General features: G+C 62.1%; 19 protein-coding genes. 9 read left to right on the top strand and 10 right to left on the bottom strand.

Going from position 1 to position 13106, the window contains the following annotated elements; all coding sequences use genetic code 11:
* Positions 1-28: 28 nt before the first annotated feature.
* From X733_RS139110 to X733_RS02680, 3 genes are read left to right on the top strand one after another with little or no spacing between them, the layout of a single operon-like run.
* Positions 29-478, top strand: a complete 450-nt coding sequence (locus tag X733_RS139110; protein WP_023705715.1) for an OsmC family peroxiredoxin — start codon at positions 29-31, stop codon at positions 476-478.
* A 17-nt stretch (positions 479-495) separates the two neighbouring features.
* Entirely contained in the window at positions 496-882 is a 387-nt protein-coding gene (locus X733_RS139105) for a nuclear transport factor 2 family protein (protein ID WP_023697709.1), read from the top strand.
* A gap of 46 nt (positions 883-928) precedes the next feature.
* Positions 929-1369, top strand: a complete 441-nt coding sequence (locus X733_RS02680; protein WP_196813781.1) for an AraC family transcriptional regulator — start codon at positions 929-931, stop codon at positions 1367-1369.
* Between the two features lie 23 nt (positions 1370-1392).
* On the opposite strand, the gene X733_RS139100 is transcribed toward X733_RS02680, so the two are convergent.
* The 8 genes from X733_RS139100 to X733_RS139075 all read right to left on the bottom strand — a co-directional run bounded on the left by X733_RS139100 (position 1393) and on the right by X733_RS139075 (position 5238).
* Positions 1393-2004 carry a LysE family translocator gene (locus X733_RS139100; RefSeq protein ID WP_023689918.1) on the bottom strand — a complete coding sequence of 204 codons (612 nt, stop codon included), beginning with the start codon at positions 2002-2004 and terminating at the stop codon, positions 1393-1395.
* 69 nt (positions 2005-2073) lie between these two features.
* On the bottom strand, positions 2074-2454 hold the full coding sequence (locus X733_RS139095; RefSeq protein ID WP_023715196.1) for a YkgJ family cysteine cluster protein: 381 nt from the start codon (positions 2452-2454) through the stop codon (positions 2074-2076).
* Positions 2455-2458: 4 nt separating this feature from the next.
* A complete protein-coding gene (locus tag X733_RS1000000170365) occupies positions 2459-2623 on the bottom strand; it encodes a hypothetical protein (RefSeq protein WP_023671505.1) in 165 nt (54 codons plus the stop codon).
* Between the two features lies 1 nt (position 2624).
* Positions 2625-3032 (bottom strand): hypothetical protein, encoded by a 408-nt coding sequence (locus X733_RS139090; protein ID WP_023820006.1) that lies wholly within the window; start codon positions 3030-3032, stop codon positions 2625-2627.
* Positions 3032-3256, bottom strand: coding sequence for a hypothetical protein (locus tag X733_RS139085; RefSeq protein ID WP_023820007.1), 225 nt, complete (start codon positions 3254-3256; stop codon positions 3032-3034). Before X733_RS139085 ends, X733_RS139090 begins: the two co-directional genes overlap by 1 nt.
* Positions 3257-3549: 293 nt before the next feature.
* Positions 3550-3759, bottom strand: a complete 210-nt coding sequence (locus tag X733_RS139080) for a cold-shock protein (RefSeq protein ID WP_023671502.1) — start codon at positions 3757-3759, stop codon at positions 3550-3552.
* A 465-nt stretch (positions 3760-4224) separates the two neighbouring features.
* On the bottom strand, positions 4225-4554 hold the full coding sequence (locus tag X733_RS0135780) for a YciI family protein (protein ID WP_023814786.1): 330 nt from the start codon (positions 4552-4554) through the stop codon (positions 4225-4227).
* Between the two features lie 30 nt (positions 4555-4584).
* On the bottom strand, positions 4585-5238 hold the full coding sequence (locus tag X733_RS139075; protein ID WP_023820009.1) for a glutathione S-transferase family protein: 654 nt from the start codon (positions 5236-5238) through the stop codon (positions 4585-4587).
* A 171-nt stretch (positions 5239-5409) separates the two neighbouring features.
* Here X733_RS139075 and X733_RS1000000168715 point away from each other — a divergent pair, with 171 nt between their 5' ends.
* Positions 5410-5586 (top strand): CsbD family protein, encoded by a 177-nt coding sequence (locus X733_RS1000000168715; RefSeq protein WP_023820010.1) that lies wholly within the window; start codon positions 5410-5412, stop codon positions 5584-5586.
* Here the strand turns inward: X733_RS1000000168715 and X733_RS139070 are convergent.
* On the bottom strand, positions 5570-6760 hold the full coding sequence (locus X733_RS139070) for a metallophosphoesterase (protein ID WP_023820011.1): 1191 nt from the start codon (positions 6758-6760) through the stop codon (positions 5570-5572). The genes X733_RS1000000168715 and X733_RS139070 overlap by 17 nt on opposite strands.
* Before the next feature lie 132 nt (positions 6761-6892).
* Between X733_RS139070 and X733_RS139065 the strand changes: the two genes are divergently transcribed.
* Positions 6893-7486 (top strand): hypothetical protein, encoded by a 594-nt coding sequence (locus tag X733_RS139065; RefSeq protein WP_031194060.1) that lies wholly within the window; start codon positions 6893-6895, stop codon positions 7484-7486.
* Positions 7487-7504: 18 nt separating this feature from the next.
* Here the strand turns inward: X733_RS139065 and X733_RS139060 are convergent, their stop codons facing one another.
* Positions 7505-8191 carry a TetR/AcrR family transcriptional regulator gene (locus X733_RS139060; protein WP_023755902.1) on the bottom strand — a complete coding sequence of 229 codons (687 nt, stop codon included), beginning with the start codon at positions 8189-8191 and terminating at the stop codon, positions 7505-7507.
* An 85-nt stretch (positions 8192-8276) separates the two neighbouring features.
* Between X733_RS139060 and X733_RS139055 the strand changes: the two genes are divergently transcribed.
* The 4 genes from X733_RS139055 (at position 8277) to fumC (ending at position 12993) form a co-directional block, all read left to right on the top strand.
* Positions 8277-9038: an NIPSNAP family protein gene (locus X733_RS139055; protein ID WP_031194063.1), complete on the top strand. Its 762-nt coding sequence runs from the start codon at positions 8277-8279 to the stop codon at positions 9036-9038.
* A gap of 127 nt (positions 9039-9165) precedes the next feature.
* A complete protein-coding gene (locus tag X733_RS139050; protein ID WP_031194064.1) occupies positions 9166-9927 on the top strand; it encodes an SDR family oxidoreductase in 762 nt (253 codons plus the stop codon).
* 103 nt (positions 9928-10030) lie between these two features.
* Entirely contained in the window at positions 10031-11017 is a 987-nt protein-coding gene (locus X733_RS139045; protein WP_023715187.1) for a glycosyltransferase family 10, read from the top strand.
* 578 nt (positions 11018-11595) lie between these two features.
* Positions 11596-12993 (top strand): class II fumarate hydratase, encoded by a 1398-nt coding sequence (fumC, locus tag X733_RS139040; RefSeq protein ID WP_023743009.1) that lies wholly within the window; start codon positions 11596-11598, stop codon positions 12991-12993.
* The last annotated feature ends 113 nt before the right edge of the window (positions 12994-13106 follow it).

Genomic DNA, 13106 nt, shown 5'->3' on the forward strand with positions numbered 1-13106 from the left:
TTTTCAACCCCGAATCAGGAGAACGACCATGACCATCCGTGAAGCTTCCGCAGAATGGCAAGGCACGCTGAAGGAAGGCGGCGGCCGTCTGCGGCTTGGCAGCGGCGTCTTCGAAGGCGCCTATTCCTTTCCGTCGCGGTTCGAGAACGGTCCGGGCACCAATCCCGAAGAGCTGATCGGGGCAGCACATGCCGGCTGCTTCTCGATGGCGCTGACCTTCATCCTCGGCCAGGAAGGCCACGTCGCCCGCACCATCCGCACCGTCGCCAAGGTGCATCTCGGCGCGACCGCGGCCGGGCCGACGATCACCCGCATCGAGCTCGAAACGGAAGCAGAGATTCCCGGCCTTCAGCCTGCCGAATTCCAGCGTATGGCGGAGACGGCGAAGACGACCTGCCTTGTCTCTCGCGCTTTGGCCGGCGTTACAACCATCACCCTCAAGGCCGAGCTGGCCGCCACCACTGCCACGGAACAATGAAAACCAGGAGATATGAGATGAGCCAGGACAGCATCACGAGCATTCATCCGGGCGACCACTCTAGCCAGACGGCCGAGATCATGCGTCGCTTCAACGATGTGTTCCAGTTGCACGATCCGTCCGCGCTTGCCGAGTTGGTGGCGCAGGATTGCGTTATCGAAAACACCGTGCCGGCGCCGGACGGCGCCCGCCATGCCGGCAAAGAGGCATGCATTGACCTATGGTCGGCGATCGCCACCCAGCCCGGCACGCGCTTCGACCTCGAGGAAACCTTCGTCGCCGGTGAACGGGCGACGATCCGCTGGCGCTACTTCATGGCCGACGGCAACTCCATCCGCGGCGTCAACCTGATGCGTGTCGCGGACGAGCTGATCGTCGAGGCGATGGGTTACGTCAAAGGATAGAAGCGTTGTCACGGAGGTGGCGCAAAAGCGCGCAGGCAGTGAAACGGTGCTCACCAAACTGAGCGAACTGATGTTTGTCGACGTGTTGCGCCGTTACTTGGAATCGCTGCCGCCACAAACCACGGGATGGCTGGCTGGCCTGCGCGATCCGCACCTGGCGAGGGCACTGGCGCTGATCCACGACCGGCCGGCGCATAACTGGACGGTGGAGGCGCTGGCGAAGGACTCCGCGCTGTCGCGCAGCGTGCTCGCCGAACGCTTCACCAGGCTGGTCGGCATGCCGCCAATGCATTATCTCGCCAAATGGCGCATGCAGATCGCCTCGGAGCTGCTCAGCGCCGGCTCCAGCAACATGGCCAGCATCGCCGCTGAAATCGGCTACGAATCCGAGGCAGCGTTCAGCCGCGCCTTCAAGAAGATGATCGGCCTTCCGCCCTCGGCCTGGCGTCTAGGCATCCGGACCGGATCCGGAACCGACGAAGAGTAGGCCGAGGCCTGGCAGCTCCTGTTCTATCGATCAGCCAGCGCCAGCTTGGCGCCGAGCATGACAAAGGCGCCGGCGAAGGTGCGGCGCATCCAGGTCAGCACCATCGGCCGCGACACGACATGGCTGCGGATCGAGGCCGCAAAGATCCCGTAAGCGACGAAGACGACGAAGGTCAGCAGCATGAAGACGCTCGAGAGTTCGAGCATCTTGGCAAATGCGTTCGGTTCGGTCGTGCTGACGAATTGCGGCAGGAAGGCAAAGAAGAAGATCGACAGCTTCGGGTTAAGGATGTTGATCAGGATGCCGGAGGTGATGACCTTGGCTGCCGAGCGGGGTGCCGCGTTTTCATCGACGCTCAGGCCGCCCTTCTCCTTCAGCGTGTTCCAGGCCATGTAGAGGAGATAGGCGACGCCGAGATATTTCAGCGTCTCGAAGGCGACAGCACTGGTGTGCAGCAGCGCCGCCAGGCCGGTGATGGCGGCGGCCATATGCGGGATGATGCCAAGCGTGCAGCCGAATGCAGCAGTGATCGAGGCGCGCGCGCCTCGCGAAAGCCCGGCGCTCAGCGTGTAGAGAACGCCGGTGCCGGGCGAAGCCACGACGATCAGCGACGTCAACAGGAATTCGATGCTCATGGTTCCTCCAACGCCCTGCCCGTAGTGGAAGCTATCGGGGGATGTGGGATGAGGCAAGGTGGGCGTCGGCTAGATCGTTGGCATCCCGTGCGCCTTGCGCGCCATCAGGCAATCGTCGCCGCCAGGCATGCAGGCGTGGCAGACGTCCGGGCGGATCTCGTAGATGCCGCAGGCCGTGTGCTTGCCGATCTCGCCCGTAAGCGCCGAACAGCGCACGCCCTCGCAGCGCATGCCGGACAGGTCGGCGGACACGAACTTTTCCGGAATCCGGTCAAGTTGCGCATCGTCCTCGGTCGAGAAGCGCGGCCATTCGGCCGAGTAGGAACAGCAGGCGCCGCAGCTCTGGCAATCGAAAACCGGCTGGTCGTCCTGTTTTGACGACCGGATATCCCTGGCGGCCAACGCGACCAGCCCAGGTGCTGCGAGATTGCGATCGGCTTGGTGCGGCAAGGCGCTATTTCTTCTTGCCTGCCTTGCCCTTGGGCGTGGCGGCTGGCGCCTCGAACAGATCGGTTGCCGACGGTTCGGCGGCCTTCGGCGCGGCAGCGGGCTTGGCCTGCTTTGCAGTGGCAGCAGCCGGCGCTGCCGGCTGGTCCTTGGTGGAAAACTTTATGGCCATGTCAGTCCTCGTCGGAAAAGCGGGATGATGGTGCGCGCGGATTGCGCAAGCGGCCGATCAGCGCCGAGACCGCTGTGATGTTCATTTCCTCGGGCGACCAGTTCCTCGCCTCGGCAATGTGGTGCGCCGCCAGTTCGCGATGCGTGCTGCCGCTATAGGCGGCATCCTGGTAGGTCACGCGCTCCTGGGTCTTTTTGTCCTCGCGGACATATTCGACCAGATAGTTCGGGGCTTCGGCACGGCCGCGCACGCTGACGCGCACCTGGGCATCGCCATGCGCGCGCTTGCAGCGCTCGAGCTTTTCCAGCACACGGCGGACATATTCGACCGGCTTGTCCAGGCCCGGGACCATGGACGCTATGGTCGCATCGGCATCGATCGGCGTCGGCGGTACGCGCTTGGTGGCCATCAGCGTTTGCCTGCCCGCTTCGGCAGCGTCGCAAGGGCTGCGGCCGCCGCCATGTCGTCGGCTTCCTTTTCCTTGCGCAGTTCGCGCAAGCGCGCGGTCTTGGCTTCGCGCGCCTCGCTGACGGCATCACGCTCGGACAGGATGCGGTTGAGTGACATCGACTGGGTTTGCGTCTTGCTGAACAGCGAGCCGGCCTGTTCGGCGGTCTTCGATTGAGTGGTCAAAACTTTCTCCTGTCGGGAGCCTGGTGCCGATAGAGCGAGACCGGGCTTCGGTCACGACCAATGCAATACGGCATCGGGGCAATATGGGCGGTTCAGATTGCTGGATCGTCCCTTAGCACGTTCCGGCGGGCGTGCGGCGCACTTTTAGCGGCATGACGCATAAAATGAAAAAGGCCAGGCACCGCCTGACCTTCCATGAAAGCGCCGCGCATCCAGTTGGATGCGCAAGGCGCTCCTTTCAGCCTTTCATCGGTGCCAGTACATCCGTGGTCACCGGAAGGCCGAATTCCTTATCAGGCCGCCTTCAACTGGTCGGCGGACATCTTGCCCGACTTGTTGTCGCGGGTCATCTCGTAGCCGAGCTTCTGACCCTCGACGATGTCACGCATGCCGGCGCGCTCTACGGCCGAGATGTGGACAAAAACGTCGGCGGAGCCGTCGTCAGGCTGAATAAAACCAAAACCTTTGGTGGCGTTGAACCATTTCACTGTGCCGGTGGCCATGAAGAACCCTTTCCCTGGCAAATATTCGTTCACCATCGTGCGACTGCACAACAGCGTTTTGTCTCGATTTTTGATGGGGAAGTTCGTCAAAGGCGCGCATCATGCGCGGATAACAAAAGTCGGTCAAACAAATATCGACATATTTCTTATAGACTTCTCTTAGCGCCGAGTCAATTTCTGGTTTGGCCACAGAACAAATTCAACCTGAGGATGCCTGAGGCATAAGCCTCAACTGACGAGGTGGCGGAGCGCAAGGCGTTCCCAAAAAATATTCCACGCCCCGGAACCAATCGCAAGCCGGCGCATTTCCGTGGTGTCAGCAATTTAGAGAGCAATCTCGGTAATGCTGGCAAAAGGACGCCTCCCGCACATTAAACGGTGCGAGAGGCGTTCTTGTATGTGCCGTTGTCTGACACAATTCCCAAGGGAAAACCGTTTCACACTTTTCCTTAAACTTACGCTCGCCTACAGGATCGCGCTGATCAGCGGCAGGATCTCGTAGCGGAAGCCGCGGCCGGAGCTCGACACCGGATCGCCGTCGGTGACCGCTCTTGCCTCGGCTTCGCTACCGACACGCAGGATCAGCAGACCCCAAGGGCCGGCCGGGCCGGCGACCGGCCCGGCCAGGATCATGGTGCCCTCGGCAAGCTTGCCGCGCAGATAGTCGGCATGCCGGCCCATCAACTCCCTCTCCTCCTCCGTCAGGGTGAAGGCGAAGTCCGGCCGAGGCGGGATCAGCCGGCAGTGGAAGATTGTTGGCGCGGTAGTCTCACGCGGTCCATCATTGCTGGCCATCGGTCACTCACCGTGAGGTCATTAGTGGTTCTATTCGTCCGGGCCGGGTTCCGGCCAAGTCTCCTTCGCTGCTTCCGCATACCAGTGCCGCATCGCCGGCGTTGCCAACACGGCGTCGACGTAGGCGCGCGTGTCGGGCGCGAGCTTGCCGCCATAGGTGTCGAAGCGGGTGACGACAGGTGCATACATGGCATCGGCCGCGGTGAAATGACCGAACAGGAAGGGGCCGCCTTTGCCGTATTGTTCCCGGCACTGGCGCCAGATCGTTTCGATGCGCGCGCGCTGCATTTCGCCTTGGGCGTCGAGCGGCTTGTGGCCCTTCGGCCGGCGCAAATTCATCGGCCAGCCATAGCGCACCTCGCGAAAGCCGGAATGCATCTCGGTCGCCACCGAGCGGGCCAGCGCTCGGGCGCCGATATCCTGAGGCCAAAGCTTTTTCTCCGGAAACAGGTCGGCGAGATATTCAAGGATGGCAAGGGTTTCCCAGACAATCCTGCCATTGTGATTCAACACTGGCACAAGGCCGGTGGGCGAGACTTTCGCCAGAGCGGCAAAGGTTTCGGGCGTGCGCAGGCGCACGAAACCTTCCTCGAAAGGGATATCCAGATGCTTCATCGCCACCCATGGCCTCAGCGACCAGGACGAAAAGCACTTGTTGGCGATGATGAGCGTAAATTCAGCCAAGGCGGTCTCCCCAAAATTTCGTCACACTAGTCACACGATACGACGCGGCAAAGCGTTTCGGCGACCATATAAGCGACCATATGCGACGATGATCGCCGCCCAGGGAACCTAAGCCAAGCCGGTCCGTTTGCCTCCTGCGAATGAATCCCCGGAATCCCAGGAGATGCAAAGATGGTGAACAAGGATCAGGTTGCCGGCGTGGCCAAGCAGGTCAAGGGCTCGGTCAAGGAGGCCGGCGGCAAGGCGACCGGCAACAGGCAGACCCAGGCCGAAGGCACTGCAGACAAGACCGGCAAGGTGCAGAAGGTCTATGGCGACGTGAAGGACAAGATCAAAAAGGCGCTCTGACCCGATCTCGCAGGCAATGAGGAAGGCGGCTCAAGGCCGCCTTTTTCTTGTCAGAGGCTGAGGCTTTGCTGAAGGCGCTGGTGAACTTGACCTCGCCGTGGTCGTCGGCCGCCTCGCCCAGCACCACGTCCATGCCGTCCCCGGTTACCCTCACCAGCGCGAAGCCACCCATATAGGCAGCCTTCGGCTTGAACAGGTCGAGGCCATCGCTTTTGTAGATCATAGGCACTTCGTGCTGATGGCCATGGAAGATGGCGATGACATTGTAGCCCTTCAGCGCCGCCAGCATCGCCTGGCGGTCGGCCTCGCTCCACCAGTGCGGCGCGCCTGCGCCGTCATCGTCATAGGTGCGCTTGGCCGGGTCCCAGCGCTCGACCGAGAAAGTGTCCCAGCCATAGTGCTGGAACAGGATGACGGGACGGCCATCCGCCGCGTAGGTCGCCAGATCCTGCTTCAGCCACGGCAGGCTGCTCACCGCGCCATGGCCGGTGTCGCCGGCAAAGCGGTGGGTCTGGACGAGATGCAGGCCGCCCCAGTCCCAGGAATAGCAGTCGGTGTCGACATCGTATTCGGTGGCCGGCACCGGGGGCTTGAAGAACACGCCGGGGCGGTGGTTGACCTCGACATAGTCGCGCAGTTCACGCCGATACCAGTCGACATGGGGCGGCGAGCCATTCTGGTCGAGATCGTGGTTGCCGAGGCCGACATAGACCGGCATGTGCACGCGGTCCGGGCCGACGCCTTGTTGATAGCGCTGGCTGAACTGCAACAGTTGCGTGCCTTCGCTGGGCTCGGTGATCTGGCCGCCGCCATCGTCGGTGATGTCGCCGCCGACGACGAGGCCGAGCGGCGCGCCGATGCGGCTGCCGGCCGAATGCAGGCCAGTGGCGACGCCGTCGATCTCGGCCGGCCATTGCCGGTCGGCGAGGCTGTTGAGAGCGGCGACATTGCGCAGCAAGGCGGCGTCGGTCTTGCCTTCCTCCAGGCAGTTGGGGCTGAGGCCGCTCGACATGCGGCAGGCATGGACGTCGGCGATGAACAGAAAGGTGGCGTCGATGGGCTGGATGCGCTTGCCGGTCTGGCCAAGCGCGGCGCGCGGCAGCATGCCAGCCATGGCAAGGCCGGCTGCCTGTGCGAGGAAATTGCGACGGGAGAGGACGAGCTTGCGATTCATGACCTGAAATTCAGCACAGCCGGCGCCCCACCGTCCAGTTGCCAGGAATGGCAGGTCGACACGGCACTGTGGCTCTGGCATTTCTTGGGTCATGCTGGCGCGCAGCAAATACAAGCAGAGGGGGAGGATTTCATGAGAGCCGTTTCGATAGGCGTGGTGCTGGCTGGGTTGCTACCGGCGGCTGCGGTGCATGCCGCCGATTGTGTCGACGCAAAATCGGCCAAGGCCGGCTTCGTTCTGGAAATGCCCGGCGTCCGCAGCGAGTTTCGGCCGGTGGCCGGCGGCATGGTGTCCGTCGCCAACACCTACGAATCGCAATCACCGCAGACACAGTTCCTGTTTGCAGGCCTGGTCGAAGTGTTTCGCGACAGCGATACCGGACGGGTGGCGACGATCCCGTTTTCCGATCTGCGAAAACTGTTTCCGCTGAAGACGGGAGCCAAGAGCACGATCGAATTCGTCGAGTTGTCGCCGAACAAGCAGCCGAAGAGCACCAAGACACTGAGCCTGGTCGTCAAGGGCAAGGAGACGTTCAGCGTCGGCGGCTGCAAATACAACGTGCTGGCCGTCACGGAGACCTTCAAGAACGGCGCCGGCGAGACGCTGGACACATTCACCGCGCTTTATGCGCCCGATCTGCATGCGTCCCTCGCCCGGCGCTACGACGAAGGGACCAGCGCGGAATCGGTGAACGGTTACGAGACGATCAAGCCGCTTTCCAACTAGAACAGCGCAGTTCCGGCCTCAAGGTTTTCCCGGCCGCAGCAGGATCCTGCTACGCCGCTTCGCTCTGCTCGGGAATGGCGGCGTTGAGCTGCCCTGAAGTTCGGCCAGGCAATCGCGCAGCACGCTGGCATCCTGTGCCGCCTTGGCCATCGACATGGCGCCGGAATAGGCGGCGATGGCGAGTGCCGCAAAGCGCTCGGGGTCGGTGCCCTGCTCCCTCCCCGACTGCTGGTCGGCTCGCACCTTGTCGGCAACCGCCTGACGCCATCCGGCAAAGATATCGTCCAGAGCGGCGCGGAAATCCGGGTCAGCGAGCGACAGTTCATGCGCCAGATTGTTGAGCGGACAGCCGCGCACGAAGCCTTGCTGCTCAAGCTCGGTCGCCACCGCCTCGAACACCGCGCGCACGCCTTCGCGCGCCGAGCCTGCCGCCCGTACAGGGTTGATCCAGGTTTCATCGAGGGCCGCTGCCACGCGCTCCTCGATCACCGCCAGAGCGAGCGCCTTCTTCGTCGGGAAATGATGATGCAGCGCGCCGCCGCTGACGCCTGCGGTCGTCATCAGCTCGCCAAGGGCGGATGCATGATAGCCACGCGCCTGGAACGACGCTTCGGCGATATCGAGCACCTTGTTGCGCAGCCCTTCGGGATCGTTGGTGCGTTTTCGCGGCGGCCCTTTCGGAGCCCGAGCAATCTCTGCTGACATTTGCCAACGATAGCAGATTGACAAAACAGGACAACCGGTCTGTTTTATAAACCGGATGATCATCCTGTTTTTTGGAGACGACACAATGACCGTACCCCTGAATGCGCCTGCGGCGGCAAAACTGCTCGCTTCGCCTGTCGTCGAGTTGCGGCAGTACACGCTGAAGCCGGGCCGGCGCGAGACGCTGATCGACATCTTCGACAGTCGGTTCATCGAAGGCCAGGAACACGCCGGCATGACCATCATCGGACAGTTCCGCGACCTCGACCGCCCCGACATGTTCGTCTGGCTGCGCGGCTTCGATGGCATGGAAGCGCGGAAGCAGGCGCTCACCGCCTTCTATGACGGGCCGGTGTGGACGGCGCACCGCGACGCCGCCAATGCGACGATGATCGATTCCGACGATGTACTGCTCTTGAAGCCGGCATCGCCAGGCGCCGGCTTCGATCTGTCAGGCTCGCAGCGAGGCGCCATGCCGGCGGATGGAAAGTTGAGCGCAGACAACCGCTTGACCGGTGTTGTTGTCATCCAGATTCATCATCTGCGGTCTGGCGCCGAAGCCGATTTCGCCGGCAATTTCGAAACGGACGCCGTTCCGGTCCTTATCGGCGCCGGCGGACGGTTGCTTGGCGCCTTCATCACCGAGCACGCTGAAAACAGCTTTCCCCGCCTGCCGGTGCGCTTGAGCGAAAACGTCTTTATCGCGGTGACGGGTTTCGACAGTCCCGAGGCGCATGCCAGTTACGAAGCCGCAGTTGCCGCTTCGCCCCAATGGCAAGCGGCCGATGTGACGTGGCGGACCGAAACCTTGCGCCTGACGCCGACGTCGCAGTCGCTGCTGCGGTAACCGGATCGGCACGCGGCCAACCGAAGTTCATACTGAGCGATAGGCCGGCGGCTTGACCGCCCTCGCCGATCGGCATTGCTTCGTGACGCGGGCAACAGCGAGAGCATTCGATGCGACTTGGCCTTCAATGAGACTTTCTGGCAAGCGAGCACTGGTGACCGGCGGCTCGGACGGCATCGGCCTGGCCATATCGGAAGCTTTCTTGCGCGAGGGCGCCGACGTGCTGATCATCGGCCGCGACACCAGCAAGCTCGAGACCGCCCGCGAGACACTTGCGGCGGCGGGCAACGTCGGCACCCAGTCGGCCGATCTCTCGATCTCTTCCGGCATCGATGCCGTGGTCGATCGCGCGAAAGCAACCGGCCCACTCGACATCCTCGTCAACAATGCCGGCGTCGCTTATCTGGTGCCTTTCGAGACCGTCACCGAGCACCAATTCCAGCAATCCTTCGCGCTCAATGTGACGGCGGCGTTCTTCCTTACCCAGCGGCTGCTGCCGCATCTCGGCGCCAACACCTCCGTCATCAACATCTCGTCCTACTTCGCCGACAAGATGATCCCGAAGCGGCCGTCGAGCCTGTATTCCTTGTCCAAGGGCGCGCTGAATTCGCTGACCAAGTCGCTGGCCTTCGAGCTTGGTCCGCGCGGCATCAGGGTCAATGCGATTGCGCCCGGCACGGTCGACACCGCCATGCGGCGCAAGTCGATCGACAACCTGCCGGCGGCAGCGCAGGCCGAGCTGAAAACCTATGTCGAGCGCAGCTACCCGCTCGGCCGCATCGGCCAGACCAGCGATCTTGCCGGCATCGCCGTCTATCTGGCCAGCGACGAGGCGGCGTGGACCAGGGGCGGCATTTTCGCGATCGATGGCGGGTATACGGCGGGGTGACCGTTTGGACGGCCCTCTGCCTCGAACAAGCGGAGCACTTGACCAAACTTCCGATACCGCGTCTGTCTGCAGATTGAGCAATGCTTCAGACATTCGTGGTGCCATGCCGTCTATCGATCCACTGATCCTCTTCTACACAACGTTCTTCAGCAAACCCGTCGATATCGCGTCGATACAGTGCGAAATGCCCGGGCGGTGGACACTGGACAAACGACGGATTTCCGAGGCCGCGGCAGTGGTCTTCCATATTCCGAACTTTCGCGAAGTTGGCGATGCCTACAAATACCCTGGTCAATATTGGGTCGCCTGGTCGATGGAATGCGGCCAAAACTACAAGCGACTTGCTGACCCCAAAATCATGCGGCACTTCGATATCATCATGACGCATGAATCCCGGTCCGATGTCTGGGTACCCTACCTTCCGCGTGCGGTGTGGTGGAAAGATGCGCTGGCCAGACCAATCGTGCCGAAAACGGAAGAAGCGCCGGTCGCACTCTTCCAGTCGGCCGGCCTGAATTATAGCGGCCGTGTCGATTTGGCGAACGAACTGGCGCGCCACATCAAGATCGATTCTTATGGCCGATATCGCAACAACCGATCGGTCTCTGGCCCCGATCTGGGCTCGAAGACCAAGATCGAAACCATTGCGCGGCACAAATTCTGCCTGGCCATGGAGAACTCGATCGAGGCCGACTATGTCACCGAGAAAATCTATGACGCGTTCATGGCGGGCACGGTGCCGATCTACCTTGGCGCTCCCAATGTGGACGAGTTCGTTCCGGAGCACTCCTTTATTGACGCCAGTGCCTTCGCCAGCGCCAGCGATCTTGCAGCCTATCTCCAGCACCTGATCGCAACGCCGCAAGACTACGAGGCTTATTTCGACTGGCGCTCAAAGCCATTGCCCGACAACCTCGTCAAACGGGTGCAATCATTGGAAACACCCGCGTTCTGCAGACTGATGAGCGTCGTGCGCCAGCGTCTGGAGGCGCGGACAAGCAAGCCTTCCGGACGGCGAACACTTCCGTTCGGCTATAGATCCTATCTCAGGACAAAGCTGCGCCGTTGGAGGAAAAAGGTTCCGAGCTGACGGTCCGCGATCAGGCGCGCTTTCAGCAAAATACGGAGAACAAAGAGCGTCTCTTGCGACGTCGAGACGGCTTCGACCTTGCCGCCATGCATCTTGGAGATCTCCGAGGCTATGTGGAGGCGCTCCCAGGGTGGACTTGAAATTCTCGGTTTCGCGATCCGAAGCTCGATCCGGATGCGATGCCGGATTTTGGTCGGGAAACTGAACAGAAGGACAAGTGCATAAGCTACCTCATCGCTGCTGTTGCCAGTGAGACGCCGGCACGGATGGTAGTTTGTGTGGCAGCGTCGCTCGTAGGTAGACGTGAATTGCGCATTGCTGATCCTGGGGGAAGTTTGCGTAGAGCAATCCGCCAGCTCGACATGATCTTATCGAGCTAAATCCGCAAGTTTCCGTCCACTTTATGGGATCAAGCCGCACTGAGGAGCAATTTCCTTCACACGAAAGTGGAGGGTGCAGGATCCCGAAGGGCGGCGCTACTGCTTCAACCGATTTACTGCCTGCCGGCCGCAATCTCTGCTTGAAGGCCATTGTGCAACGCGATACGCCGTTGCCGAATTCGATCGTCGGAGAGACAAGTGACCGCTGCCAGGACCAGAACCGAAACCGACACGTTCGGCCCCATCGAGGTTGCCGCCGACCGTTACTGGGGCGCGCAGGCGCAGCGTTCCCTCGGCAATTTCAGGATAGGCTGGGAAAAACAGCCGGCCTCGATCGTGCGTGCGCTCGGCATCGTCAAGCGAGCGGCGGCGGAAGCCAATATGGAGTTGAAGCGGCTCGATCCGGCAGTCGGCAAGGCGATCATCGAGGCGGCGCAAGAGGTGATCGACGGCAAGCTGAACGATCATTTCCCGCTGGTCGTCTGGCAGACCGGCTCGGGCACGCAGTCCAACATGAACGCCAACGAGGTGATCTCCAACCGGGCGATCGAACTTCTGGGCGGCGTCATGGGCTCGAAGAAGCCGGTGCACCCTAACGACCACGTCAATATGAGCCAGTCGTCGAACGACACCTACCCGACAGCCATGCACATCGCGTGCGCCGAGCGCATCGTGCACGATCTGCTGCCGGCGCTGAAGCATCTCCACGCTGCGCTCGAGGTCAAGACGAAGGCCTTCGCCCACATCATCAAGATCGGCCGCACCCATACGCAGGACGCGACACCCCTCACGCTGGGCCAGGAATTTTCCGGCTACGCCGCGCAGGTGGCCTCTTCGATCAAGCGCATCGAGATGACGCTGCCCGGCCTGCAGGAACTGGCGCAGGGCGGCACCGCCGTCGGCACCGGCCTCAACGCGCCGGTCGGCTTTGCGGAAAAGGTGGCGGCGCGCATCGCCGAAATCACCGGCATCACCTTCGTCACCGCGCCGAACAAGTTCGAGGCGCTCGCCGCGCATGATTCCATGGTGTTCTCGCATGGCGCCATCAACGCGGCGGCCGCCGCCCTCTTCAAGATCGCCAACGACATCCGCTTCCTCGGCTCCGGCCCGCGCTCGGGCCTCGGCGAACTGTCGCTGCCGGAAAACGAGCCGGGTTCCTCGATCATGCCGGGCAAGGTCAACCCGACCCAATGCGAGGCTCTGACGCAGGTCTGCGTGCAGGTGTTCGGCAACAACGCCTCGCTGACCTTCGCCGGCAGCCAGGGCCATTTCGAGCTCAACGTCTATAACCCGCTGATGGCCTACAACTTCCTGCAGTCGGTGCAGCTGCTGGCCGACGCTTCGATCTCCTTCACCGACAATTGCGTCGTCGGCATCGAGGCGCGCGAAGACAACATCAAGGCCGCGCTCGACCGCTCGCTGATGCTGGTGACAGCGCTGGCGCCGACGATCGGGTACGACAATGCCGCCAAGATCGCCAAGACCGCGCACAAGAAGGGCACCACCTTGCGCGAGGAAGCACTGGCCACCGGGCTGGTCAGCGAGGCAGACTACGACCGGCTGGTGCGGCCGGAGGACATGACGCATCCGGGTTAAGCGATTCCAGGGAAAGTGCCTTGCGTTTCCTCGGGAAGCGCGCAGCCCCTCTTCTTGGGAATTGGGTCAACTAGAAATCCGAATTGTGTGGCGGGACAATTTGCTCCCGCCGC

This window comes from Mesorhizobium sp. L2C066B000 (genome assembly GCF_000502335.1).
In the GTDB taxonomy this organism is placed as follows: Bacteria; Pseudomonadota; Alphaproteobacteria; order Rhizobiales; family Rhizobiaceae; genus Mesorhizobium.

Bases quoted from the DNA above. Each gene is read 5' to 3' on its own strand.
- X733_RS139110 (WP_023705715.1), top strand. From the start codon at position 29: ATGACCATCCGTGAAGCTTCCGCAGAATGGCAAGGCACGCTGAAGGAA.
- X733_RS139105 (WP_023697709.1), top strand. From the start codon at position 496: ATGAGCCAGGACAGCATCACGAGCATTCATCCGGGCGACCACTCTAGC.
- X733_RS139100 (WP_023689918.1), bottom strand. From the start codon at position 2,004: ATGAGCATCGAATTCCTGTTGACGTCGCTGATCGTCGTGGCTTCGCCC.
- X733_RS1000000170365 (WP_023671505.1), bottom strand. From the start codon at position 2,623: ATGGCCATAAAGTTTTCCACCAAGGACCAGCCGGCAGCGCCGGCTGCT.
- X733_RS139090 (WP_023820006.1), bottom strand. From the start codon at position 3,032: ATGGCCACCAAGCGCGTACCGCCGACGCCGATCGATGCCGATGCGACC.
- X733_RS139080 (WP_023671502.1), bottom strand. From the start codon at position 3,759: ATGGCCACCGGCACAGTGAAATGGTTCAACGCCACCAAAGGTTTTGGT.
- X733_RS0135780 (WP_023814786.1), bottom strand. From the start codon at position 4,554: ATGGCCAGCAATGATGGACCGCGTGAGACTACCGCGCCAACAATCTTC.
- X733_RS1000000168715 (WP_023820010.1), top strand. From the start codon at position 5,410: ATGGTGAACAAGGATCAGGTTGCCGGCGTGGCCAAGCAGGTCAAGGGC.
- X733_RS139070 (WP_023820011.1), bottom strand. From the start codon at position 6,760: ATGAATCGCAAGCTCGTCCTCTCCCGTCGCAATTTCCTCGCACAGGCA.
- X733_RS139065 (WP_031194060.1), top strand. From the start codon at position 6,893: ATGAGAGCCGTTTCGATAGGCGTGGTGCTGGCTGGGTTGCTACCGGCG.
- X733_RS139060 (WP_023755902.1), bottom strand. From the start codon at position 8,191: ATGTCAGCAGAGATTGCTCGGGCTCCGAAAGGGCCGCCGCGAAAACGC.
- X733_RS139055 (WP_031194063.1), top strand. From the start codon at position 8,277: ATGACCGTACCCCTGAATGCGCCTGCGGCGGCAAAACTGCTCGCTTCG.
- X733_RS139050 (WP_031194064.1), top strand. From the start codon at position 9,166: ATGAGACTTTCTGGCAAGCGAGCACTGGTGACCGGCGGCTCGGACGGC.
- X733_RS139045 (WP_023715187.1), top strand. From the start codon at position 10,031: ATGCCGTCTATCGATCCACTGATCCTCTTCTACACAACGTTCTTCAGC.